At 60.5% G+C, this 24,079-nt stretch carries 20 protein-coding genes and 3 tRNA genes; 13 read left to right on the plus strand and 10 right to left on the minus strand.

Translation table 11 applies throughout. The features are described from left to right. Positions 1-30 precede the first annotated feature (30 nt). Positions 31-471 (plus strand): DUF6628 family protein, encoded by a 441-nt coding sequence (locus IZV00_RS05735; protein ID WP_196226186.1) that lies wholly within the window; start codon positions 31-33, stop codon positions 469-471. Here the strand turns inward: IZV00_RS05735 and IZV00_RS05740 are convergent. From IZV00_RS05740 to IZV00_RS05750, 3 genes are all read right to left on the minus strand, one after another. Continuing rightward, positions 456-1,781 carry an AmpG family muropeptide MFS transporter gene (locus IZV00_RS05740; protein ID WP_196226187.1) on the minus strand — a complete coding sequence of 442 codons (1,326 nt, stop codon included), beginning with the start codon at positions 1,779-1,781 and terminating at the stop codon, positions 456-458. The genes IZV00_RS05735 and IZV00_RS05740 overlap by 16 nt on opposite strands. 364 nt (positions 1,782-2,145) lie before the next feature. Then, the gene (locus IZV00_RS05745; protein WP_196226188.1) at positions 2,146-3,456 is read right to left on the minus strand and encodes a hypothetical protein; all 1,311 of its coding nucleotides are present in this window, start codon (positions 3,454-3,456) and stop codon (positions 2,146-2,148) included. A gap of 120 nt (positions 3,457-3,576) precedes the next feature. Continuing rightward, the gene (locus IZV00_RS05750) at positions 3,577-4,035 is read right to left on the minus strand and encodes a response regulator (protein ID WP_196226189.1); all 459 of its coding nucleotides are present in this window, start codon (positions 4,033-4,035) and stop codon (positions 3,577-3,579) included. A gap of 161 nt (positions 4,036-4,196) precedes the next feature. Here IZV00_RS05750 and IZV00_RS05755 point away from each other — a divergent pair, with 161 nt between their 5' ends. Together IZV00_RS05755 and rsmD are read left to right on the plus strand one after the other, a co-directional pair. Next, positions 4,197-5,114: a pseudouridine synthase gene (locus IZV00_RS05755; RefSeq protein ID WP_196226190.1), complete on the plus strand. Its 918-nt coding sequence runs from the start codon at positions 4,197-4,199 to the stop codon at positions 5,112-5,114. 59 nt (positions 5,115-5,173) lie between these two features. After that, positions 5,174-5,722 (plus strand): 16S rRNA (guanine(966)-N(2))-methyltransferase RsmD, encoded by a 549-nt coding sequence (gene rsmD, locus IZV00_RS05760; protein ID WP_196226191.1) that lies wholly within the window; start codon positions 5,174-5,176, stop codon positions 5,720-5,722. 52 nt (positions 5,723-5,774) lie between these two features. Here the strand turns inward: rsmD and IZV00_RS05765 are convergent, their stop codons facing one another. Next, positions 5,775-6,224 (minus strand): globin domain-containing protein, encoded by a 450-nt coding sequence (locus IZV00_RS05765; protein ID WP_196226192.1) that lies wholly within the window; start codon positions 6,222-6,224, stop codon positions 5,775-5,777. Between the two features lie 115 nt (positions 6,225-6,339). On the opposite strand from IZV00_RS05765, the gene IZV00_RS05770 reads away from it, so the two are divergent. Next, positions 6,340-6,828, plus strand: a complete 489-nt coding sequence (locus tag IZV00_RS05770; RefSeq protein ID WP_196226521.1) for an Rrf2 family transcriptional regulator — start codon at positions 6,340-6,342, stop codon at positions 6,826-6,828. Here IZV00_RS05770 and IZV00_RS05775 read toward each other — a convergent pair. Further along, positions 6,776-7,189, minus strand: coding sequence for a Fe-S oxidoreductase (locus tag IZV00_RS05775; protein ID WP_196226193.1), 414 nt, complete (start codon positions 7,187-7,189; stop codon positions 6,776-6,778). The genes IZV00_RS05770 and IZV00_RS05775 overlap by 53 nt on opposite strands. A 324-nt stretch (positions 7,190-7,513) precedes the next feature. Between IZV00_RS05775 and IZV00_RS05780 the strand changes: the two genes are divergently transcribed. Beyond that, entirely contained in the window at positions 7,514-9,790 is a 2,277-nt protein-coding gene (locus IZV00_RS05780) for an ATP-dependent helicase (RefSeq protein ID WP_196226194.1), read from the plus strand. A 136-nt stretch (positions 9,791-9,926) separates the two neighbouring features. On the opposite strand, the gene IZV00_RS05785 is transcribed toward IZV00_RS05780, so the two are convergent. The 3 genes from IZV00_RS05785 to IZV00_RS05795 form a co-directional block, all read right to left on the minus strand. Then, positions 9,927-10,002 (minus strand) — tRNA-Ala (locus IZV00_RS05785). Positions 10,003-10,138: 136 nt separating this feature from the next. Then, a tRNA-Ala gene (locus IZV00_RS05790) sits at positions 10,139-10,214 on the minus strand. An 88-nt stretch (positions 10,215-10,302) separates the two neighbouring features. Further along, positions 10,303-10,638, minus strand: a complete 336-nt coding sequence (locus IZV00_RS05795; protein WP_196226195.1) for a TIGR02300 family protein — start codon at positions 10,636-10,638, stop codon at positions 10,303-10,305. A 149-nt stretch (positions 10,639-10,787) separates the two neighbouring features. Between IZV00_RS05795 and aroA the strand changes: the two genes are divergently transcribed. The 7 genes from aroA (at position 10,788) to IZV00_RS05830 (ending at position 17,346) form a co-directional block, all read left to right on the plus strand. Then, a complete protein-coding gene (gene aroA / locus IZV00_RS05800) occupies positions 10,788-12,128 on the plus strand; it encodes a 3-phosphoshikimate 1-carboxyvinyltransferase (protein WP_230463312.1) in 1,341 nt (446 codons plus the stop codon). After that, positions 12,125-12,376, plus strand: coding sequence for a CBU_0592 family membrane protein (locus tag IZV00_RS05805; RefSeq protein ID WP_196226196.1), 252 nt, complete (start codon positions 12,125-12,127; stop codon positions 12,374-12,376). The genes aroA and IZV00_RS05805 overlap by 4 nt, the downstream gene beginning before the upstream one ends. After that, entirely contained in the window at positions 12,373-13,008 is a 636-nt protein-coding gene (cmk, locus tag IZV00_RS05810) for a (d)CMP kinase (RefSeq protein WP_196226197.1), read from the plus strand. The genes IZV00_RS05805 and cmk overlap by 4 nt, the downstream gene beginning before the upstream one ends. Positions 13,009-13,180: 172 nt before the next feature. Then, positions 13,181-14,893, plus strand: a complete 1,713-nt coding sequence (rpsA, locus tag IZV00_RS05815; protein ID WP_196226198.1) for a 30S ribosomal protein S1 — start codon at positions 13,181-13,183, stop codon at positions 14,891-14,893. A gap of 161 nt (positions 14,894-15,054) precedes the next feature. Next, positions 15,055-15,342, plus strand: coding sequence for an integration host factor subunit beta (locus IZV00_RS05820; RefSeq protein ID WP_196226199.1), 288 nt, complete (start codon positions 15,055-15,057; stop codon positions 15,340-15,342). 51 nt (positions 15,343-15,393) lie between these two features. Continuing rightward, positions 15,394-15,479 (plus strand) — tRNA-Leu (locus IZV00_RS05825). 73 nt (positions 15,480-15,552) lie between these two features. Continuing rightward, a complete protein-coding gene (locus IZV00_RS05830) occupies positions 15,553-17,346 on the plus strand; it encodes a cation:proton antiporter domain-containing protein (protein WP_196226200.1) in 1,794 nt (597 codons plus the stop codon). On the opposite strand, the gene IZV00_RS05835 is transcribed toward IZV00_RS05830, so the two are convergent. Both IZV00_RS05835 and alaS read right to left on the minus strand, forming a co-directional pair. Further along, positions 17,333-18,328, minus strand: a complete 996-nt coding sequence (locus tag IZV00_RS05835) for a hypothetical protein (RefSeq protein ID WP_230463313.1) — start codon at positions 18,326-18,328, stop codon at positions 17,333-17,335. The genes IZV00_RS05830 and IZV00_RS05835 overlap by 14 nt on opposite strands. Positions 18,329-18,977: 649 nt before the next feature. Next, positions 18,978-21,632, minus strand: coding sequence for an alanine--tRNA ligase (gene alaS, locus IZV00_RS05840; protein ID WP_196226201.1), 2,655 nt, complete (start codon positions 21,630-21,632; stop codon positions 18,978-18,980). Positions 21,633-21,784: 152 nt separating this feature from the next. On the opposite strand from alaS, the gene IZV00_RS05845 reads away from it, so the two are divergent. Continuing rightward, positions 21,785-24,052: an NADP-dependent malic enzyme gene (locus IZV00_RS05845; protein ID WP_196226202.1), complete on the plus strand. Its 2,268-nt coding sequence runs from the start codon at positions 21,785-21,787 to the stop codon at positions 24,050-24,052. Positions 24,053-24,079 lie beyond the last annotated feature (27 nt).

Here is a 24,079-nt window from a genome sequence, read left to right on the forward strand (position 1 = left end):
CCGTAACGCAACGGATAAAAAGGTGCTCATATGCCCCATGGAGAGATCACGCCCCTCGACCTGCCAGGCGCAATGCCTCCCGGCTACGGCAACCGCCTGTTCCTCTATGCGATGCGCCGCATGGCCAGCGCGGGGGTCGATGATGCCCACGCCGCCAACGCCATGCTCGGCGCGTTCGGGCGCAGCTACCGCCGCCCTCTTGTCCTCATGCGCGCCATGATGCTCGAACTTGCCCGCTGCGCTACCCGCCGGATACTCGTCGCGCCTTGCTGCTGCGCCCGTATGACCGCCGACGAAGCATCGCTCATGCATTCGATCAGCACAGCGCTACAGGACCCGCCCGCATCCTATGAGCAACTCGCCTCGCTGCTCGGCACGGAAGATGTGCTAGGCGCCCTCACCTGCCTGCAAGCCGTCTCTCAAGCCCATAGCGACCTAGGCCGCCCGCTGGACCTTTACGCCGGAGCCTGACCCCCGTCATCCGTAGCGGCGCTGCCGACACTCGCATCCACCAGCCCGCTGCGCATCATCAGCCAGAACAGGATAATGCCCGGCAGCGCCAGCACGGTCGTCAGCAGGTAGAAATCGACATAGCCGAACCGCTCGATCAACGCGCCCGCCGACGTCCCCGTCAGAAACCGCCCGACAATGCTCGCCGCCGCCGAAATCATCGCATATTGCGCGGCGGTGAAGCGCAAATCGCACAGCGCGGAGAAATAGGCGACCACGGCAACGCCGCCGATCCCGCTAGCGAAATTCTCGAACCCAATGGCACCCGCCATGCCCACATTGCTCTTTCCGGTCGCCGCCAGCATGGCAAAGCTGAAGTTCGACACCGCCATCAGCACCAGGCTGATAAACACCGACCGCTTCAACCCCAACCGCGCATACAACACCCCGCCCACGAAAATCCCGGCCAGCAATGCCCAGAAACCCACGCCCACATCGTAGATCGCGATCTCCTCATTGCTGTACCCCAGATCGTTGAACAGCAGCCGGAATGTCAGGTTGGCCAGCGTGTCGCCGATCTTGTGGACGATGATGAACAGCAGGACGAGCAGCGCGCCCTTGCGCTTGAAGAAATCAACGAACGGCCCAATGATCGCCTGCGCCAATTCCCCGCCCGTCTTCCGGGAAGCAATCTCGCGATGCCGCTCCGGCTCGCCAACGATCAACGCCGCCAGCATCGCGGGCAGCGCAAACAGCGAACAGACCAGATAGGCCAGCGTCCAGTCCCAATATTGCGCCACCACCAGCGCCAGAGCGCCCGCCGCCGCCGCACCGATGCGCCAGCCATATTGCGACATGCCCGCGCCAATACCCAATTGCTCGGGCCGCAATATCTCGATCCGATAGCCATCGATGATGATGTCGAACGTCGCCCCCGCTATCCCCAGCAGGATCGCCGCCCGCACCGTGCCCATAAGGTCGGTTGCCGGATCGACCACGGCCAGATTGACCACGGCTGCCATCACCAGCAGCCCCGCCACCAGCATCCACGACACGCGTTGCCCCAACCGATGCAGCAGGGGTAACTTCACCCCCTCAATCACCCAGGCCCACAGCCATTTGAGATTATAGGCAAGCAGCACCAGGCTGAACGCCGTGACGCTCTTCTTGTCGATCCCGTCCTGCGCCAGCCGCGACGCCAGGTTCGCGCCGATCATCGCAAAGGGAAAGCCCGACGAGATACCGAGGAACAGCGCGGCGAGCGGCGCCTTCTCTACATAGGGCTTCACCGCATCCAGCCAGCCTCGGGTGCCCACGGCAATGTCATTCATGAAAAAGGCGCGCCCCCAAAATGCTTTATCGCGCCACCATATGGCCAATCCCCGGAGAAACAAGCAGAACTCGCCCCGGACATATGGCCGCGTCAGGCCATACAACCCACAAGCCACCAACTTTTCCCGAAATGGCGCTTCGGGAGCCTTCCTATCATCTCCCCTCCCGCAGGCGGGAGGGGTCGGGGGTGGGCTAGCGCAACACAGGCCTCATCAAATGGGCTCACGCAAGGCTCGCTACGCTCGCGCCCACCCCTAACCCCTCCCGCCTGCGGGAGGGGAATGTCTTGGATGGGTGGTGAGCGGACTGGCGGCTTTGATGCCGTTAGCTAGCGAAAGCCGACAAGCCAGAAGCCCAATTGCCTTAGCGCGCAATCGTTAAGAAGGGCGCTTGGGCAACGGCCGAGTAAACGCATTGCTCTTGCGGCAAGTCGGCAAAATCGACCTTCAGGCTGTTGCCTTCTACTCGGCGAAAATGAACGGCCGGTAATATAACCCACCCATATGCCGGAAGGCCATTGAACTTCACAATTGGAAGCTTTGGCAATTTATCGACGTTTCTCACATTGTAGAGCCTTGCCACGTCGAGTTGCACATTAAAATTCCGGAGCGGCATTGGCTGTGCGGGACGGGCGCTACATGCTTCAACGTAGATCGGATGGCCTTGCGGATTCACAAGAGCGCGAACCGGGATAGGATCGCGAGTTGCATCGGCGTCAGCAGCAGCCGCCATGTCGAGATGGGCACGTAGCAAATCAATGGAGGGTCGCGATGGAGAGGTTGGGATGTCGCCTCCATTCACATCTTTGACCGCCTTCATCATGCGCGCTGCATATTTGCGGTATCCAAAAAGAGTGCGAGTTGCTTCAGCCCAGAAGGCGACTTCCTGGTCATCGGCCGCAACGGGAATCCGATTTAGATCTTCCAGTTCCAGGAGTCGGTTCAGTGGACGATCATCAAGATATCGGAGTAATTGACGTGCAGCCACAGGGTTGGTCGGCAAGGCAGCTTCGGCCAATGCTATCCGGGCTGCGCCGCCGCCTTTGCTGCTTTCTGCGAGCGCCTCGAGATAAGGCCTCAAACCTGCCCGCTCAACATTGCCCAAAAGACTATTGTCGATGCCATCAGACCACTGAGCCTCTGGTGACACTCCAACGTGCATCCGAAAGCGTAGGTAGTAGCGGCGTGCTTCTGCTGGATCCTTGACCCCTGACGCTCCTGTTTTGTAGGCGAGGCCGAGCCAATCTAAGGCGTTACTGGCACCTCGCCGCTCATCTGGAGTCGCACCGATGAGATATTCCATCAGAGCCACGGCCTCTTTAGGATGCGCAGGGCACTTCAGGCTGGCATCGCCATCCATCATGCGTTCGTGTGTTCCGATAGCTGGAGCAAGAAGCCCTTTGGCAATCTGGTACAGATCCTGTCCCGCATCTTGATCCATCTGGACCGAAGGTCGTGAAAGCAAGGCAAGCCGGGGTGCAAGGTCTACCGGAAATACCCGCCCTCGTTTCCCCGATTCAATCCAGCCTCCAGTGCATTGAGGCAATGCAGCTTTGATGGTTTCAATGGTTTCCACCGGCATCGGCGGCGACGCGTAAGATGGCATCGAGAGACCCGCGAACCCTGCGATCATCAAGGTGCGGCGATTTCCTTTAAGACTGGTTTTGAACGTCATAGAGGATGTGTGTCAGGAAAATATGGTGGCCGCTATCAGGAAATGGCCATGGATCTGCTGATGTCCACAACTGGTCGCTAGCCGCCATCCTCCGCAGGCCACGACCAGCCTGAACCAACATCACCCCACCCGATCAAACAAATGCAATCCACGCGGCACCCGCGGCAGCTCCCCACCACGCAGCACCGCCTCAATCACCCCGATCGAAGCCAGCAGATCGCGCGGCAAATAAGGTTTCGCCAGACACCCTACCGCCATCTCATGCGCATCAATCGGACAGGCACCGCTGACGAACAGCACCGCCAGCCCCTTCGCATAGGCATGACGCGCCACATCAATGCCCGTCTTGTCGCCATGCAGGGTAATATCGGCGATCACCAAATCGACCTCATCCTGCTCAATGACGCTGATCGCATGGTCATAATCCTCGACCGTCGCGGCCACGCGGTAGCCAGCCTGCTCCAGCACATGCTCGTTGTCGAAGGCGACCAAAGGCTCATCTTCCACCACCAGCACGCTGATGATGGCCTGTGCCTGCTGCCGCGGCTTCGAGTCCCCTTTGACTAGCCCGAAAAACATTTGCCGATCCGCCCCATATGCGCCATGCACCCGATCAAACGCGCGACCCCTTAAGGGAGTTGCGGCCGCCCCTGCGCACTCGGCGACAGGGCGGCACTATTCGTCATTTTCCCGGCATCTCCGATATGGGAATGCCGCCGCTTCGTTAAAAGGAACCGAGCGTGGAGCCGCCGAAAAAATCAGCACCGCCGCGCAGGGCAGGACCGGGCGGCCCCCGGCGCCCCACCGACGGCAAACCCGCCGGTTCGTCGCGCCCTGCTCGCCCGCCTTTCAAGAAAAGAAGCGCTGCTCCCGTCAAGCCAGCCAATCCCCATCCGGCGCGCGTGGCCGCTGCCGCCAGCGGCACGAACGAACCGCAACGCATCGCAAAGCTGCTCGCTCGCGCCGGGGTCGCCTCGCGCCGGGAAGTGGAACGGATGATCGAGGAAGGCCGGGTCACTCTCGATGGTCAACTGATCTCGACCCCCGCGACCCTGCTGACCTCGCTCAATGGCGTGTCGGTGGATGGCAACCCGGTGGCGCAACCCGCTCCCGCCCGTCTCTTCCTGTTTCACAAGCCTTCGGGCTATTTGACGACCGAGCGCGACCCGCGCGGCCGCCCTACCATCTACGACCGCTTGCCCGCCGACCTTCCCCGCCTCATGCCGATCGGCCGTCTGGACATGACCACGGAGGGGCTTCTGCTCCTCACCACCGATGGCGAATTCAAACGGCAGATGGAATTGCCCGCGACCGGCGTGCCGCGCACCTATCGCGCCCGCGCCTTTGGTGAGGTCAGTCAGGCCCAGCTTGAAGATTTGTTCATGGGCATAGAGATTGACGGCATCCGCTATGGCCAGATCGAGGCCAATCTGGAACGCCGCACCGGCCGTAACCAGTGGATCGAAATGACCCTGACGGAGGGCAAGAACCGCGAAGTGCGGCGTGTTCTGGAGCATCTGGGTCTACAGGTAAGCCGCCTCATCCGCACCAGCTATGGCCCCTTCCATCTTGGCGAACTCGCGTCGGGCGCGGTGCAGGAAGTGCGCCAGCACGACCTCATCGTCTTCCGCAAGAGCTTGAAGACGCCCAAATCCTGAAGCTAAACCCGTTCGCCCTGCGCTTGTCTCAGGGCTTTCCTTCTGCACGGACGCCAATCATGAGAATCATCGCAGGCCAATGGCGCGGCCGCCCGCTGGCAGCTCCCAAAGGCGACGCCACCCGCCCCACGGCCGACCGTACGCGCGAAACGCTCTTTTCGATGCTGGTGAGCCGCATCGGATCATTTGAAGGGTTGGCCGTCGGCGATTTCTTTGCAGGATCGGGCGCCTTGGGCTTTGAAGCCCTGTCCCGTGGCGCGGCTAGCTGCCTCTTCGTTGAACAGGATCAGGCGGCTCTCAATGTGATCCGCGCCAATGGCGACAAGCTCGGCATCCGGCCCGACATTCGGCAGAGCAGCGTGCTCTCCTTGGGGCCTGCGTCGAACCCGCTGGACCTGATTTTCATAGACCCGCCTTATAATAGCGGCGCAGGCGTCGTCGCTCTCGATAAGTTAAGCCGTCTGGGCTGGACCGGCCCCGCTACCTGGATCAGCATCGAAACCGATCGCCGCGAAGATGTGGAGGTCAAGGGCTTTGTCGTGGAGGCAACCCGCGACGTCGGCAAGGCACGCCTGACCCTCTTAAGAGCGATTCCCTCTCCCCTTTAGGGGAGAGGGTTAGGGAGAGGGGAACACCCCAGGAGGCATCCCCACCCATCAATCAAGCCGCTTCAGCATCCTCATAAGCCTGCGCTTCCTTGCCAATCAATATCTCGGCGAGGAACCAATAGGCCTTGCCCCACGCTTCCAACACAGCATCCGTGGCAACATCCGCGCCCAGGACATCGCGGATCGCGGGCAGCAGCGCTTCGGCAACCTTGGGATAATGTTCAGCCTTCACGCCGGTTTCGACGTGCCGCTGCACCATACGCTCGACCGCGCCGGTGAGCGCCTGCAGCTTGTCGATATTCTCGGCATAGCCAAGGATAGCCGCGGCCAGACGCTTGGGCTGCTCACCGCTGTCCTGTGCCGCCTGATCGAACATGTCCTTGATCGACGCATCCTGGAACAGGCGCGCATACATGGCGGTCGTGATTTCCACCCCATGGCTCCGCAGCGCGGGAGCGGTTGCCTTGACGATCGCGATGGTTTCAGCGCTGAGCTGGCTCATATATGCACCCCATTGAACTAGAGACTCGGTAAAGATGCCTTTACGGTACATCTTTAAACATGTAAACAAGCTGCATGTTTTATCTGCAAACCCGGTTCAATTAACGCATTCCCTCATGCAATTGACCCGCCACACCGACTACGCCCTGCGCGTCCTCATCCATTTGGCCGTCACGCCAACAGGTCGTGCAACCATCCCCGAGGTCGCCGACGCCTACGCTCTTTCGCGCAATCATTTGATGAAAGTCGTCCACCACCTCGGCCAAGGCGGGTTCATCCTGACCCAGCGCGGCAGAGGCGGCGGCTTCACCCTGGCCCGCGATCCTGAAGCAATCAAACTGGGTGATGTAATCCGCCACACCGAAACGGACATGAACCTTGCAGACTGCGCAAACTGCAGCCTTCGCGCCGCTTGTGGCCTATCGGGCATTTTGAAGGCCGCAACTACCGCTTTTCTAGCAGTGCTCGACCAGCATAGCCTGGCGGACGCCGCCAAGGACAGAACCGGGCTGGCAGCACTCATTGCTGCCCTGCCCGGCGCTGTCTCCCCGGTCAGCGATGCCTGCGCGCCATCTTCTTCGAACGCGGTGCCTCGCCTGGATTGATGCAGCTATCCTGTACCGTGCGACTGCATAGCGGATAATCTTTACCGCCCGCAGGCGGAGGGGTCATGTTACCGCCAACGGTCACCGGATTGGCCGAACTGCCCACAGGCGCGGCAGGGTCCTTGGGCATACCCGGCGTTGCGGGCATCATGCCGGTGTCGGCTGGAACCTCTCCAGTCGGCTGACCAGCATTGGGATCTGTCGCTGTTGCAGGGCTCGCAGGCGTAGCCGGATCCGTCGGCATGCTATCAGTGGCTGGGGGTTGGGCCGTACTGTCCGGCACACCCTGAGCGATCGCAATGCCAGTAGCGCCGGTGGTAAAAGCCAGCATGGCGGCACCCGCAAGCATGATCGATTTCATGGGTAATCCTTTCCTGTTCATCACCCCGTTCTGCCTCTTGGCGGGTAGAGAACCAGATCAGTGCGCACGCGTTCCGATATCGGCGACGAACGGTGGCTATGCTGCTACCAGGCGAATGATCACGGTCTTTCAGCAAAGCGCCGCTCTCTCATTGAAACCGTTCGGCCTTGACCTAACGACATGACGAGAGGCCGAGGGGGTACCGTTAATGTCAACACAGCGGCCTTCCCCCTTGCATGATTCCTCTTTTGTTCTCATAGATTGCCATCAATCGCACGTGGCCAAGCCCTTGCTCCCTCTATCCATGCTCCCTAGTTGTTGACCATGACCCTCCCTGCTCCAACGCCTGATGATCCGCCCTATCTTCAGGGCCTCAATGAGCCCCAACGGGAAGCTGTCCTCACTGTCGAGGGTCCGGTTCTTGTTCTGGCGGGCGCCGGAACGGGCAAGACGGCTGCGCTGACCGCACGGCTGGCGCATCTTATAGCTACGCGCCGCGCCTATCCGTCGGAAATCCTGGCGGTCACCTTCACCAACAAGGCCGCGCGCGAAATGCGCGAGCGTGTCGGACGTATGATCGGTCCGGCAGTGGAAGGCATGCCATGGCTTGGAACATTTCATGCCATCGCTGCCAAAATGCTTCGCAGACATGCCGAATTGGTCGGCCTGCAATCCAACTTCACCATTCTTGATACAGACGATCAGCTTCGGCTGATGAAGCAGCTGATCCAGGCTGAAGGGATTGATGAAAAGCGCTGGCCCGCGCGGCAGCTGGGTGGCTTGATCGATCAGTGGAAGAATAAGGGTCTGACTCCTGACGAAATCAGCGCCGGAGATAGCGAATCTTACGGGAATGGGCGTGGGCAGAAATTATACGCTGCCTATCAAGCCCGCCTTCGCGATGTAAATGCCTGCGACTTCGGCGACTTGCTGCTCCATATACTCACCATATTGAAGCGCCACCGGGATGTGCTCGAAAGCTATCAACAGCGGTTCCGCTACATCATGGTGGACGAATATCAGGACACCAACAGCAGCCAGTATCTCTGGCTCCGCCTGCTGGCTCAGCAGCGCAAGAATATCTGCTGCGTGGGTGATGACGATCAGTCCATCTATTCGTGGCGCGGCGCGGAAGTCGCCAACATCCTGCGATTTGAAAAGGACTTCCCGGGCGCCAAGATTGTCCGCCTGGAGCAGAATTACCGATCCACGCCTCATATCCTGGGCGCCGCGTCCGGTGTGATCGCCGAAAACGGCAACAGGCTGGGCAAGACGTTGTGGACCGACATCGACATCGGGGAAAAAGTCCGCGTCATCGGCGTATGGGACGGGCCAGAAGAGGCTCGCCGCGTCGGCGACGAAATCGAGGCGATCGAGCGCTCAGGTCGATCGTTGGAAGAGGTAGCTATCCTTGTCCGTGCGCAGCACCAGACCCGCGAATTTGAAGATCGATTCATTCAGATCGGTCTCGCATATAGGATTGTAGGCGGCTTTCGGTTTTACGAGCGGGCTGAGATCCGCGACGCGCTTGCCTATCTTCGCCTCGTCAACCAACCTGCCGACGACCTGGCATTTGAGCGGATCGTCAATGTTCCTAAACGCGGTTTAGGTGAAAAAGCCGTGGAGAAACTTCACCGCCTTGCTCGGGCCGAGGCCATACCCTTGGCGCTCGCTGCTGCACGAATTCTCGATACCGACGAAATGACTCCGCAAGCGCGCCGCAGCCTTGGCGCCTTTATCGGGGATTTGGCCCGCTGGCGCGACCGTGCGACGCAGCTTCCCCATGCCGAACTCGCGCGCCAGATACTGGATGAAAGCGGCTACACGGCAATGCTTCAGGCAGAACGCACAGCCGAAAGCGCGGGCCGCCTCGAAAACCTGAATGAACTTACCCGCGCGATGGAGGAATATGAAACGCTGGGCGCGTTCCTCGAACATGTGTCGCTAGTCATGGACAATGACGCGCAAGCCGAGGAACGGAAGGTCACGATCATGACCATCCATGCGGCCAAAGGGCTCGAATTCGACACTGTTTTCCTGGCGGGCTGGGAAGAGGGTATTTTCCCTTCGCAACGGGCGTTGGACGAAGGCGGTCTCAACAGTCTGGAGGAAGAACGTCGGCTCGCCTATGTGGCGATTACCCGCGCCAGGAAGCTGTGCGTCATCCTTCATGCGGCGAACCGGAGAATATATGGCCAGTGGACCAGTTCCATCCCGTCGCGGTTCGTAGGCGAGCTACCTCCGGAACATGTCGAGGAGGAAAGCAGCATGGCGGGCGGCGCATCCCTATGGCGTGCCAACTGGTCCGAGCGCGCTGATCCCTTCTCCAACGTGCAACGAGGCAGCGGGCGCGGCCCAGGCTGGCAGCGAGCGCAACAAAGTGGCCAGTTCTCCCGCGAAGCCGTGCGGATCGTTGAAGCGCGCGCGTCGGCGGTATACTTAGGCAACAAGGGGCGGGATGATATGCATCTGGGGCTGCGCGTATTTCATCAGAAATTTGGTTACGGCACGATTGCGGAGATCGAGGGCAACAAACTCGAGATCGATTTTGAAACGGCTGGCCGTAAGCGCGTGATGGATAGCTTCGTGCAGCCAGCGTGACCGGGCGCCAGTTAGCATTGTCAAATTTGATGATCCCTCACTGACAATAATGTCATGCAGCGTTAATCTGCTGCCAGACGCTTAGTTTTATTGCTGAGAGAAGACAGGCCAGAGGATAAATAGACGTCCGGAGAGTTGGTGGAGCCTAGCGGGATCGAACCGCTGACCTCCTGCATGCCATGCAGGCGCTCTCCCAGCTGAGCTAAGGCCCCATCGTTGCGCGGCATCATACCGCATCCCAATGGATTGGGCCATGTCCGGCATAGAGCCGTCGGCCGATATAGGATGCCAAGCACCCGCTTGATAGCTTCCGGGCTATACAGGTGAGGCTTGGACCATCCGGAAAACTGGTGGAGCCTAGCGGGATCGAACCGCTGACCTCCTGCATGCCATGCAGGCGCTCTCCCAGCTGAGCTAAGGCCCCGTTACCAGTGTCAGCGCCGCTTGGGACCGGCGCTTCGGAGGTCGCTGCCATTAGGAGGCAGCAACTTCCTTGGCAAGCACAAAATTACTTAATTGTCGTCGTCGCCGTCGTCGGCGGCCGCATCCACGCCGAGGTCATCGTCACCGCCCAGGTCAACGTCATTGTCCGGCGAATCGCCATCATCATCGACATCCAGATCAAGATCCAGATCGTCATCTGCCGTCTCCAGCTCCCCGTCGGCGGTTTCGATAACCTTCTTTGGCGCTTCCTCGTACGGCAGCGGCTGCTTCGACTTCAGGACGGGTTCGGGTTCCCAAGCGGTGTTGCAGTTGATGCAGGTGACCGGGTCGTCCTTGCCCAGGTCATAGAAGCGCGTGGCGCATTTCGGGCAGGTACGCTTCGTGCCCCATTCAGCCTTGACCATGTCCGGCCTTGTCCTTCTTACGAGTGCTTCAACGAATATCACGCGGCGCGACCATGTCGCCCGCGAAGCGACGCGCGCCTTGCCATAGCGGAACCGCGCTGTCAAAAGCCGGGCGCAATTTTTCAGTTTCCTGACAAACGGATTGACCCGTGACCACTTCTTCCGATCAGCCTGTTCCCATGACCTTCTCCGGCGCTCCTCCGCTTGCGGGCAGTGTAAGGGTGCCGGGAGACAAAAGCATTTCGCATCGTTCACTCATGCTCTCTGCACTGGCCGTTGGGGAAAGCCGCGTCGAAGGTCTGTTGGAGGGAGAGGATGTGCTGGCCACTGCCGCCGCAATGCGTGCGATGGGCGCGCAGATCCAACGGGACGATGATGGCATCTGGCACATCCGGGGCGTGGGCGTGGGCGGATTGCTGCAACCCCAAACAGCTTTGGACATGGGCAACAGTGGCACGTCGACCCGCCTCCTCATGGGCCTGGTCGCAAGTCATGGCATCACCGTGACTTTCATCGGAGACGCATCGCTGAGCAAGCGCCCGATGCAGCGCGTCACCGAGCCACTGTCCCATATGGGCGCCAGCTTCACCACCAGCCCCGGACAACGGTTGCCGCTCACCATGCGGGGCGTCTGTCCGGCCGTGGCGCTGGATTATCGCCTTCCGGTCGCATCAGCGCAGGTGAAGTCCGCGATCTTGCTGGCCGGTCTGAACACCCCCGGGGTCACGCGCGTCGTCGAGCCAGTTCCGACTCGCGATCACAGCGAACGGATGCTCAAGGGCTTTGGCGCTGACCTGGACGTAGAAATCGATGCTGATGGATCACGGATCATCACATTAAAAGGCGAGGCCGAACTTCGTCCGCAAGCCATCACCGTACCCGGCGACCCCTCGTCGGCAGCCTTCCCCATGGTCGCCGCGCTACTTGTCCCCGGCTCGAAGATTACTATTGAAAATGTCGGCCTGAATACCACTCGGGCAGGGTTAATTGATCTGCTGCGCGAGATGGGCGGCGACATCGTCATCGAGAACCCGCGCGAAGTCGGCGGGGAGCCGGTGGGAGACATTGTCGTCACTGCCTCCCGACTTACGGGCGTCGAACCAGACCCCGCCCGCGCGCCCTCCATGATCGATGAATATCCGGTCGCTTTCATCGCGGCCGCACTCGCCGAAGGACGCAGCACCTTCCGAGGCCTTGAAGAATTGCGGGTCAAGGAATCTGATCGCATCGCCACCATGGCGGCGGGCCTCCGCACCATCGGCGTGAGAGTGGAGGAACTGGAGGACGGCATCGTCATTGAGGGAAGCGGAGGTACGCTTCTGCCCGGCGGCGGTCCCATCGCGACGAAGCTGGATCATCGTATCGCCATGAGCTTTGCGGTGGCCGGTCTTGTGTCCAAAAACGGCGTCACCATCGATGACATGCGCCCGGTCGCGACCAGCTTCCCCGGCTTTACCGCGCTCTTGCAAACACTCGGCGCGATAGCGTGAATTTCGATTTTCCCAACGTGGTTGGCCTTCTTGGTAGCGGCCTCATGGTTATTGCTTACGCCTACAGCAATATGGCGAAGGCGCTGAACTTCACGCTCTTCAATTTTCTCAACCTGATCGGTTCGTTGCTGCTGATCTTCTCACTGACGGTTCATTTCAATGTCGCATCGATGGCGCTGGAGGTAGTCTGGGCCTTTATAGCCGTCATTGGCCTCGCCAAGACGTTGCGGAAAGGCAAAGCAGAATGATCATCGCCGTCGACGGTCCTGCGGCATCCGGCAAAGGTACGATCGCCAAGGCGCTCGGACGCCATTACGGGTTGCCTGTGCTGGACACCGGCCTGCTCTATCGTGCGGTCGGGCTTGCTGTGCTAAAAGCCGGGGGCGATCCGGACCACGAAGCCGATGCGGTTTCCGCTTGTGATTTTGACGATTCAGTCCTGTGTGACCCTGCGCTGCGGAGCGAGGCCGTTGGTTCACTCGCTTCCCGCGTTTCCATCCACCCGAGCGTTCGCCAGGCGCTCGTCCAGCGACAGCGCGATTTTGCGACCCGACCGGGTGGCGCAATACTTGATGGCCGCGATATCGGGACGGTGATCGCGCCGGATGCGGATGCGAAGATCTTCGTTACCGCGAGCGTTCACGTGCGCGCCAAGCGTCGCTATGATGATGCGCTTTCCCATGGTGGACACCCGGACATGGATAGCCTGATCGCAGATATTCAGGCACGCGACACTCGCGACATGAGCCGCGATCATGCGCCGTTGCGAATGGCTGATGGCGCGGACTTGCTCGACACCAGCAATTTGACTATAGACGCCGCCGTCCAGCAGGCGATTGCTCTGGTGGACGCCCAGTTGGAACGTCGGCAACAGGCCTGACGCGATGACGGCGCTTGGGATTCCCAGGCGCCCTTTTCGCTTATCCAAAGAGCGTCTCACCCGACATGGCCGAACGGATGTTCGCATGGGCATTCGGCCGTGCGGACGGTTTGGCCTCAAAGACCACCGGATACAACCGGTAGGCCAGCAATGACGAGTGAAGGACTTAAACATGGCCTCTACGGCATTCCCCTCGCGCGACGATTTCGCCGCGCTTCTCAATGATTCTCTCGGTGGCGAGGACGGCGGATTCGAAGGTCGCGTCGTCAAGGGCACCGTTACCGGCATCGAAAACGACATGGCGCTGATCGACGTCGGCCTGAAGTCGGAAGGCCGCGTGCCGCTGCGCGAATTCGCTGCGCCGGGCCAGAAGGCTGACCTGAAGGTCGGCGACGAAGTCGAAGTCTATGTCGATCGCGTCGAAAACGCCCATGGCGAAGCCATGCTGTCGCGCGACCGCGCTCGCCGCGAAGCCGCCTGGGACAAGCTGGAATCCGAGTTCACCGAAAATGCTCGCGTCGAAGGCGTCATCTTCGGCCGCGTCAAAGGCGGCTTCACCGTCGATCTCGACGGCGCCGTGGCGTTCCTCCCCGGCTCACAGGTCGATATCCGCCCAGTGCGCGACGTCACCCCGCTGATGGACATTCCGCAGCCCTTCCAGATCCTGAAGATGGATCGCCGCCGCGGCAACATCGTCGTGTCGCGCCGCGCCATTCTGGAAGAAACGCGCGCCGAACAGCGCAGCGGCCTCATACAGACGCTGGCCGAAGGTCAGATCATCGAAGGCGTCGTCAAGAACATCACCGACTATGGTGCGTTCGTTGACCTGGGGGGCATCGACGGCCTGCTGCACGTCACCGACCTCAGCTATAAGCGCATCAACCACCCGAACGAGATGATCAACATCGGCGACACCGTCCGCGTTCAGATCATCCGCATCAACCGCGACACCCAGCGCATCAGCCTTGGCATGAAGCAGTTGGAAAGCGATCCGTGGGAGGGCGCCGCTGCCAAGTATCCGATCGGCGCCAAGCTGTCGGGCCGCGTCACGAACATCACCGAATATGGTGCGTTCGTCGAACTGGAGCCGGGCATCGAAGGTCTGGTCCACGTTTCGGAAATGTCGTGGACCAAGAAGAACGTCCATCCCGGCAAAATCGTTTCGACCAGCCAGGAAGTCGAAGTTCTGGTTCTGGAAGTCGATCCCGAAAAGCGTCGTATCTCGCTCGGCCTCAAGCAGGCCCAGAACAATCCGTGGGACAGCTTTGCCGAACGTCACCCGATCGGTTCGACCGTCGAGGGCGAAGTCAAGAACGCGACCGAGTTCGGCCTTTTCATCGGCCTGGACGGCGACGTCGATGGCATGGTCCACATGTCGGACATCGCATGGGGCATTTCGGGCGAAGACGCGCTGGCTCTGCATCGCAAGGGTGAGTCGGTTCAGGCCGTCGTTCTCGACATCGACGTCGAGAAGGAGCGCATCAGCCTTGGCATGAAGCAGCTTGAGCGTGGCGGCCCGGCCGCTGGCGGCACCACCGCCGCTGCAGCTGGTCTGAACAAGAACCAGACGGTCACCGTCACGGTTCTGGAAGTTCGCGACGGCGGTCTGGAAGTCCAGGCTGGCGATGACGGCGCAACCGGCTTCATCAAGCGCAGCGACCTTGGCCGCGACCGCGACGAGCAGCGTTCGGAGCGTTTCCAGATCGGTCAGAAATTCGACGCACTGGTTACGGGCTTCGATCGCGCCAAGAAGCCGACCTTCTCGATCAAGGCTCTGCAGATTGCAGAAGAGAAGCAGGCAGTCGCTCAATATGGCTCGTCCGACAGCGGTGCATCGCTCGGCGACATCTTGGGCGAAGCGCTGAAGGCCAAGAACGAAGGCTAATCCCTTCGGATACAACTAAAGTAATAGGCCCGTCGGAACTTCTTCCGGCGGGCTTTTTCTATCCCAAAATGAGAAAACAACTACCGACATTGGATAATTGTCATGTGGGTAGGGACTCACTATGACTAAACTGGGAACCAGAAGGGGGAGCTGGAGGACCAATGATACGCTCGGAATTAATTCAGACTCTGGCAGAGGAAAATCCGGACCTTGGCCTTCAAGAGGTCGAGAGGATTGTAGACCTCTTCTTCAAAGAGATTGTTGACCGCCTGTCGGGTGGCGGCCGGGTAGAATTGCGCGGTTTCGGCGCCTTTACCACTCGTGCGCGAGATGCGCGGACTGGGCGTAATCCGCGCACCGGCGAGCAAGTTCCTGTTTCAGCCAAGCGGGTGCCCTACTTCAAACCTGGCAAGGAAATGCGCGAACGGCTGAACAGCAAGGCGCAGTGAACGCCAGCACATCTTGACCTGCGCGTTCGGAAAGGTCAGTGGGAGCGCCACGCGGACGTGGCGAAATCGGTAGACGCAGCGGACTTAAAATCCGCCTCCCCCTGGGAATGCGGGTTCAAGTCCCGCCGTCCGCACCAGGGGTGTCACGCATAGGCACGTGAATTTGCCGCAAGGCTGGATATTCTGCCGCGCTTACAGCAATGATGGCGTATGGCTGGTGCAATCAATCCACAAAGTTTCAGCGATTCCCTCGTCATCTTGGGGGCCGCCGGGCTGGTGATCCCCGGCTTTGCACGCTTGAGGATCAGTCCCGTCATTGGCTTCATTCTGGTCGGGCTAGCTGTCGGCCCATCGGGCCTTGGCGCGCTGGTCGCTGAATATCCGTGGCTTTATCATGTCACCATCTCAAACAGAGGAGCGATTGAACCATTCGCTGAGCTTGGTGTCATATTACTTCTCTTCTCGATCGGACTTGAGCTCAGCTTTCGCCGCCTCTGGACAATGCGCGCCCAAGTGTTCGGGGTCGGCGCCGCCGAACTAATCGGCGGCGCGGCGCTGATTGCTTTGGGCCTCTACTTTCTGGGGCAACCAACCGCAGGGGCTGTCGGATTGGGCCTTGCCCTGGCCCTTTCCTCAACGGCCGTGGTGCTCCCTATGGTCGGCACGCAAAGCGCTGTGGGCCGGGCCGCCTTCGCGATGCTATTGTTTGAGGATCTGGCGCTGGTCCCCATAATATTCATGCTCGGCGCCCTCGCGCCGTCAGTAGCCTCCAGTCCCGACGGTGCCTGGGGCGAGCTGGCCGATACCTTGCTAAAAGGCGGCTTCACGATCGCGGTGATGCTCGTTCTTGGCCGCATCTTCCTGTCACATATCTTCAGCCAGGCCGCGCGGACCAAAAGCCCTGAAGTGTTTCTTGCAGCCAGTCTGCTAGTTGTCATCGTTTCGAGCATCGCGACTTCGCTCGCAGGCCTTTCGCCAATCGTCGGTGCACTACTGGCAGGCCTACTCATCGCAGAGACCGAATATCATGGTGAGGTGGAAGTGATGACAGCGCCTTTCAAAGGGCTGGCGCTTGGTGTGTTCCTTATCACTGTGGGCATGAGCCTGGACGTCCGGGTGATCCTGGCGAACTGGCCTAGCCTTGTTCTTGCGGTCGTTGGGGTTGTCCTGGTCAAAACATTGGTCACCGCCGCGCTCCTCTATTTTTCGGGCGCGCGAAAGGGTGTGGCTCTCGAAGTTGGCGTGCTGATGGCAAGTCCTTCTGAAACGACCCTCATCGTGCTCTCGACAGCAGCAGCAGCCAAGCTCATCCTCCCGTCGACCGCCGCCTTTTGGCAGATCGTCACGGCCATCGGCCTGACCATCACGCCACTTCTCGCGCGTATCGGTCACGACATTGCACGCAGGCTGGAAATGGCGCTTGGCGAGGAAGCGCCAGAGCTACAGCAGGAAAGTACCGAGGCGGCGGCGGTCGTAATCGGGTTCGGGCGCGTCGGGCGAATGGTGTGCGATCTGCTTCGCCTACACAACCAGCGTTTCACCGTTGTCGAGTCGGATCCTGACGTAGTTGCGGAGGGGCGTCGTGGCGGCTACCCCATCCTCTTCGGTGATGTGGCGCGGGTCGAAATGCTCGACAAGCTCCGTTTGGGCCATGCGCGAGCGTTGATCCTTACCATGGACGACCCCGTGCTTTCGGTGCGTGTCACGAAACGGGTGCGTGGGTGGGTGCCCGATTTGCCGATCATCGCCCGTGCGCGCGATACTGATCATGCGGCACAGCTCTACCAGGCGGGCGCAAGCGATGCGGTTCCCGAGACGCTTGAAAGCTCATTACAACTCGCAGAAACGGCGCTCGTCGACCTGGGCGTGGCGATGGGGCCGGTTATTGCCTCGATCCATCAAACGCGTGAGGACTTGCGCATGGGCATTAAAGATGCGGCGCAGATGGATACCGCTCCGAAACTGAGGCGACTCCGCCCTGACGAGGTGCCTAAGGTCCAATAGCTACAGCATTGTCAGGCCCCGTGCCGGACATGCCGCTCCCATCCCAATTCGGTTCCTTGTCCATCCGTTCCAATATTGTGCTTGCGGTCTCAGCAAGGTCACCGCCATGGGGGTTATAGGCCACGGGCAGTAAATTGCGTTGCGCCTCCTTGCGGTCACCGATACGCAATTGCTGCATCGCCAGAGTCATACGTAGGCCGAGATCAAAGGGCGCCAGTTCCGACGCGCGCTCCAGTCCTTGAAGCGCGAGCGAAGATGGCGTTTTACCCTGCCGGGCAAAGCTGTCATAATAATAGAAGAGCGGCAGCGGATGGTCATTTTCTATGCGATTGAGTGCAATGAAAGTGGCGCGCGCTTGCTTATAGCCCTCGTCCTGATCCGGGGCATCTGGCGCCATGCGATAAAGGGAAAGCCCCTTCTGGACATAGGCGTTGACCTGCTTCGGGTCGTTAGCCAGGGCAGCATCTGCTGCGGCGATCGCTTCCTTGTCGTTCCCAGCGTCGTGTTCGGCCTCCGCCAACGCGGATAGGACGGCTGGATCTTTCGGGAAGCGCGAAGCTATGGCGCGCGCGTCCGTCAGTACGGCCTTGGCCCCTTCATCGTCGACGCCGCGCCGGGAACGAATGATGACCGGCATCATTGCGTTTGCTCCCGCACTTACCCCTTGCACGACAACGGGGCCGGTTTTGATCATGCTGGCTGGCAGCTTAAGCATGGTCATGCGGGATTTGAGCAGATAGCGGTCTAACTCGTGTTCGAGCTGGCCGAAATCTCCAAACGCTTCGATCGCAGCAGATCGCGGGTCCTTACCCTGGGAAATAAGGGTGAAGTAGCGCGAAAGCTGGCCTTTCCTGTCGGGGCTGAAAGTCAGGTAATGATAAAGCAGCCAGCTCTTGCCATAGAACGCATCATACCCCTTGCCTCGGCGCTTTTCATAGGCGGCGGGATCAAGCAGATCGTTCGCGGTCACGTCGATCGCCATATAAAGCTCATAGGCGCGATGCTGCGCGGGCCGCCCGAGTTCAACCCCGCCATCACTGGGAAAAGCGGCTGACGAAAAGAACTCCGCCGCACCTTCCGACATCCAGCGCGGCATCGGGAAGTTGCTCGATCCGATCAGAAAATAATGCGCATATTCATGGAGCAACGTGATCATCGACGTGTCGATTTGACCGTGCGTCGCTCTGACCCGGGGAACGATCGCGACTGATCCTCCAGCACGGGGTGTGTAAAATCCGCCTATATATTGCGAATTGGCCCCATACAGCTTTCGGACCTGGGCTTCACTGCTCACTACATAGATAGTCAGTCGATTGGAGGGGCTAGGACGGAGGTTCGGCGTTCCCGTGACCGCCGCCATGGCTGCATGGTAGCTTTCAAGCTGCTGCGAGAAGAGGCGAGCGTCGGTTGCCCGAGCTTCGGCATAGACGACGAAATGGTCGCTCGAAGCTTCCAGCCATTCAGCACGCGCTGCAGCGGGAACCAGCAGTAAACAGATAGCAACAAGAAACCGCATGATCCCCCCGATCATTGCCTCTCATCAGATTAGCGGTGATGACAGCAGAAACAAGATGGCGAAAGCGCAGCTTAAGCATCGCCTCCTTGTCGGCGGTTTTCGAAACCTGGAGTTCTTATGCCGGAACGCTGGCCAAGGCCGCCTTGACCGCGTCAATCGCGGCGCCCGCCTTTTCTGCCTCCGGTCCACCGCCCTGAGCCATGTCCGGACGGCCGCCGCCGCCCTTCCCGCCTAGCGCTTCCACGCCCGCACGGACAAGATCGACGGCGCTGATCGTGCCGGTAAGGTCATCCGTTACACCTACCGCGATGCTGGCCCGGCCGTCCACCACGGCGAGTACGGCGGACACCCCGCTGCCCAGCGCGGCCTTGTTCTGGTCAACGATCCCGCGCAGTTCCTTGGGATCAAGCCCTTCGATGACCTGGCCGATGAAGTCGATCTGGCCAACCTTTTCAGGGCCAACTGCCTGAGCGCCGCTACCACCGCCGAGGGCCAGAGCCTTCTTCGCTTCGGCCAATTCGCGTTCGAGCTTACGGCTCTGTTCCACCAGAGCGGCGATGCGCGCGGGCACCTCTTCAGGTGTGGTCTTGAGCGCGGCGGCCGATTGGCGCAGGCGATCTTCGCGGTCGGTCAACCACAGGCGGGCCGCCTCTCCAGTCAGTGCCTCAATGCGGCGAACTCCTGAAGATACCGCGCTTTCGGAGATGATTTTGAAAATCGCGATGTCGCCCGTCGCGCGGACGTGGGTGCCGCCGCACAGCTCGACCGAATAGCTGTTCGCGTCGCCCTTGCCCATGGAAAGAACGCGGACCTCGTCGCCATATTTTTCGCCGAACAGAGCCATAGCGCCCGCCGCGATAGCATCATCGGGCGTCATGAGGCGCGTCGTGACGCTCTCATTGTGGCGGACTTGTTCGTTCACCAAGCTTTCAATCGAGGCGATTTGACTGTGCGTCAGCGCTTCGGGATGCGAGAAGTCGAAGCGGAGACGATCGGGCGCCACGAGGCTCCCTTTCTGCGTCACATGAGCGCCCAAAGTGTTCCGGAGCGCGGCATGGAGCAGGTGGGTAGCGCTATGATTCGCCCGGATGCGATCGCGGCGGTCAGTGTCGACGGTGAGATGCACCGTATCGCCAACCTTGATGCTGCCCGTCCCAATTTTTGCTCGATGCGCGTGCAGTCGACCAAGTGGCTTTGCGGTATCTTCTACATCAGCCACCAGACCAGACAGCGACGTAATCGTGCCAGCGTCGCCCATCTGGCCGCCGCTTTCGCCGTAGAATGGCGTCTGATTTGTGATGACCGTGACCGTATCACCGGCTGATGCGCTGTCGAAGTTCACACCGTCCTTGACGATCGCCAGCACCTCGCCCTCGCCCTCGGTCGAGCTGTAGCCGATGAACTCGGTATTGCCCGTTTTCTCGGCAATATCGAACCAGATTTCGTCAGAGGCCTTTTCACCCGAGCCCTTCCACGCAGCGCGGGCGGCGGCTTTCTGCTCGGCCATCGCGGCGTCGAAGCCTTGACGATCGACGCCCAAGCCGCGTGAACGCAGCGCATCTTCAGTCAGGTCATAGGGGAAACCAAAGGTGTCGTAGAGCTTGAACGCGGTTTCGCCCGGCAACGTGCCGCCTTCGGAAAGGTCGACCGTCGCTTCGTCGAGCAGCTTGAGGCCCTTTTCCAACGTCTGGCGGAAGCGGGTTTCCTCTCGCAGCAGCGTTTCCTCGATCAGCGGCTGAGCGCGGACCAGTTCCTGATAGGCGCCGCCCATTTCGGAGACGAGGCTACCGACCAAGCGGTGCATCAACGGTTCCTTCGCGCCGATGATATGCGCGTGGCGCATGGCGCGGCGCATGATGCGGCGCAGGACATAGCCACGGCCTTCGTTGGCGGGCAGCACCCCGTCCGCGATCAGGAAGCTGGTAGAGCGGAGATGGTCCGCGATGACCCGGTGGCTGGCCTTGAAGTCGCCATCAGTCGCGGTCTTGGTCAGCGCGCCCGATTCCTCGATCAGCGCCTTGAAAGTGTCGGTGTCGTAATTGTCGTGGACGCCCTGAAGCACGGCCGCGACGCGTTCCAGCCCCATGCCGGTGTCGATGCTGGGCTTGGGCAGTTCAGATACGATCTCGTTCGCTTCCTGCTCATATTGCATGAAGACGAGGTTCCAGATCTCGACGAACCGATCGCCATCCTCTTCCGGCGATCCCGGAGGGCCGCCCCAGATATGATCGCCATGGTCGTAGAAAATTTCCGAACAGGGACCGCAGGGGCCGCTGTCGCCCATGGCCCAGAAATTATCCTTGGTCGGAATGCGGATGATCTTATGCTCAGGAAGGCCGGCGATCTTCTTCCACAGGTCGAAGGCTTCGTCGTCGGTATGATAGACGGTCGCGGTCAGCTTTTCCGCCGGGATGCCCCATTCCTTGGTCAACAGGGTCCAGGCATGAGTGATCGCCTGTTCCTTGAAATAGTCGCCGAAGCTGAAATTGCCGAGCATTTCAAAGAAAGTATGGTGGCGCGCGGTATAGCCGACATTGTCGAGGTCGTTGTGCTTACCGCCTGCACGTACTGACTTCTGACTGCTGGTGGCGGTCGTGTAGGGCCGTGATTCCAAGCCCGTAAAGACATTCTTGAACGGCACCATGCCCGCGTTGACGAACATCAGCGTCGGGTCGTTATGCGGCACCAGAGGCGCTGAAGGAACGATGGTGTGGCCGTTCGCCCCGAAATAGTCGAGGAAGGAGCGGCGAATGTCGTTAGTCGATGTCATGCGCGCGATTTAGTGGGAAGCGCCCCGGCGCACAAGCGGGGCTTTTCATCGCAGCGGTCAAGTGGGGTCTCTTATCCGACAAGACACGCAAATCGGCCATTTACGGGCGTGTCGGCATTGCCCCTATCCCAAATCAATAATAAGGCCGGGTCATGGACGACAACACCCGCCGCGCAGCCTTGGATTATCACCGCTTTCCGCAGCCGGGGAAGCTACGGATAGAACCTACCAAGCGCATGGTGAACCAGCGCGACCTGGCGCTGGCCTATTCTCCCGGCGTGGCCGCTCCCTGCCTGGACATCGCCGAAGACCCCGACAAGGCGATGGACTATACGGCGCGCGGCAATCTGGTCGCGGTGATCTCCAACGGCACGGCCGTACTGGGGCTGGGTGCCATCGGTGCGCTTGCCTCCAAGCCGGTGATGGAGGGCAAGGCTGTCCTCTTCAAGAAGTTCGCCGACATCGATGTGTTTGACATCGAGGTGGACACGACCGACCCCGAAAAGTTCATTGAGGCCGTGGCGCTGCTGGAACCGACATTCGGCGGCATCAATCTGGAAGATATCAAGGCGCCGGAATGTTTCGCCATCGAGGCGGAGCTCAAGAAGCGGATGAAGATTCCGGTCTTCCATGACGATCAACATGGAACTGCGATCGTCGTGGCGGCCGCAGTGCGAAACGCGCTGGTCTTGCAGGGCAAGACATTGGCAGAAGCGCGACTGGTTACATCCGGTGCCGGAGCGGCGGCGCTGGCCTGTGTCGACCTTTTGGTGTCGATGGGCCTGCCAGTCGAGCATGTGACGCTGACCGACAAGGATGGCGTCATCCATTCAGGCCGCGAGGGCATGTTGCCCAACATGGCCCGTTACGCGCGCGAGACCAATGCGCGGACTTTGCCCGAAGTGCTGCCGGGGGCTAATATTTTCCTGGGTCTGTCGGCGCCGGGGGTGTTGAAGCCTGAATGGCTTCCCCTGCTCGCGCCCAATCCGCTGATCTTTGCCTTAGCGAATCCGGAGCCGGAGATCCGGCCCGAGGTCGCGCGCGAGGCACGGCCCGACGCCATCGTTGCGACCGGGCGCTCCGACTATCCCAATCAGGTCAATAACGTTCTGTGCTTCCCCTATATGTTCCGGGGGGCACTGGATGCGCGGGCGACAGAGATTAACGAGGCCATGAAGGCCGCAGCGGCGGAAGCGATCGCCGGGCTTGCCCGGTTGCCTGCGCATGACAGCGTTGCGCAGGCCTATGGTGGGCGGCGGTTGGCGTTCGGGCCGGACTATATCATTCCGACGCCCTTCGACCCGCGCCTGATAGCGGAGATTGCGCCCGCAGTGGCCAAGGCGGCAATGGACAGCGGCGTGGCGAAGCGATCTTTGGATATCGAAGCCTATCGCCGGTCGCTTGCCCAACAGAACACACGATCGGCGCAGCTGATGCTGCCGGTGTTCGAGGCCGCACGGGGCACCTGCCGCCGCATCGCTTATGGCGAAGGCGAGGATGAGCGCGTGCTGCGCGCGATCCAGGACGGTCTGGACGAGGGAATCGTTCGCCCCGTCATCGTCGCCAGGCGGCGGATATTGAAGGATAAACTGCCAAGTCTTGGTCTGCGTTTCGAACTGGACCGCGATGTGGAGGTGGTCGATCCGGAAACCGATCACGAACTGCTCGGGCAGCTGGTGGATGCCTATCGTGCCATCGCAGCGCGCAAAGGCGTCCCAGCAGCCGAGTTGTTGCGTCACGTATACCGGCGCCCGACAGTCACGGCGGCGATGCTGCTGCGCACCGGACGCGTCGATGCGGCGCTGGTGGGCGGGAACAGCGAATATTGGGGTCAGGTGGAACATGTCCTGAGGATCATCGAGCGTCGACCGGGACATAGTCGCGTCTATGCGCTGTCGGGACTGATCCTGGACGCAGGCGCGCTGTTCATCGCCGATACGCATATGGTCCCCGATCCGACACCCGAGCAGGTGGCTGAGATGGCTATCGCGGGCGCTACCGAGCTTCGGCATTTCGGCCTTGCGCCGCGCGTGGCGCTTCTTTCGCATTCGAACTTTGGAGCTTCGCACAGCCCCAGCGCGCGGAAGATGCGGACGGCGTTGCAGCTGGTGCAGGCACAGGCGCCGGATCTGCTCGTCGATGGTGAAATGCATGCTGATGTCGCCCTCAGCCAATCGCTGCGGGAACGGTTGGTGCCAGATACTCGCTTTGAAGGGCCTGCCAATCTGCTGGTGATGCCAAACCTTGATTCGGCGAATATCACCCTCACCGCGCTGTCCGCCTCATCCAGCTCACCGACTGTGGGACCGATGCTGATGGGGCTGGCACAACCCATTCACGTGCTGACGCCAGGCGTTACCGCTCGCGGCGTCCTGAACCTGACCGCGATCGCGGCGGCCGAGGTGGATCGGGAAGGCTGAGCTTAACCTTTTGCATGCAATAAAATG

Source organism: Sphingobium sp. Cam5-1 (assembly GCF_015693305.1).
Lineage (GTDB): Bacteria > Pseudomonadota > Alphaproteobacteria > Sphingomonadales > Sphingomonadaceae > Sphingobium.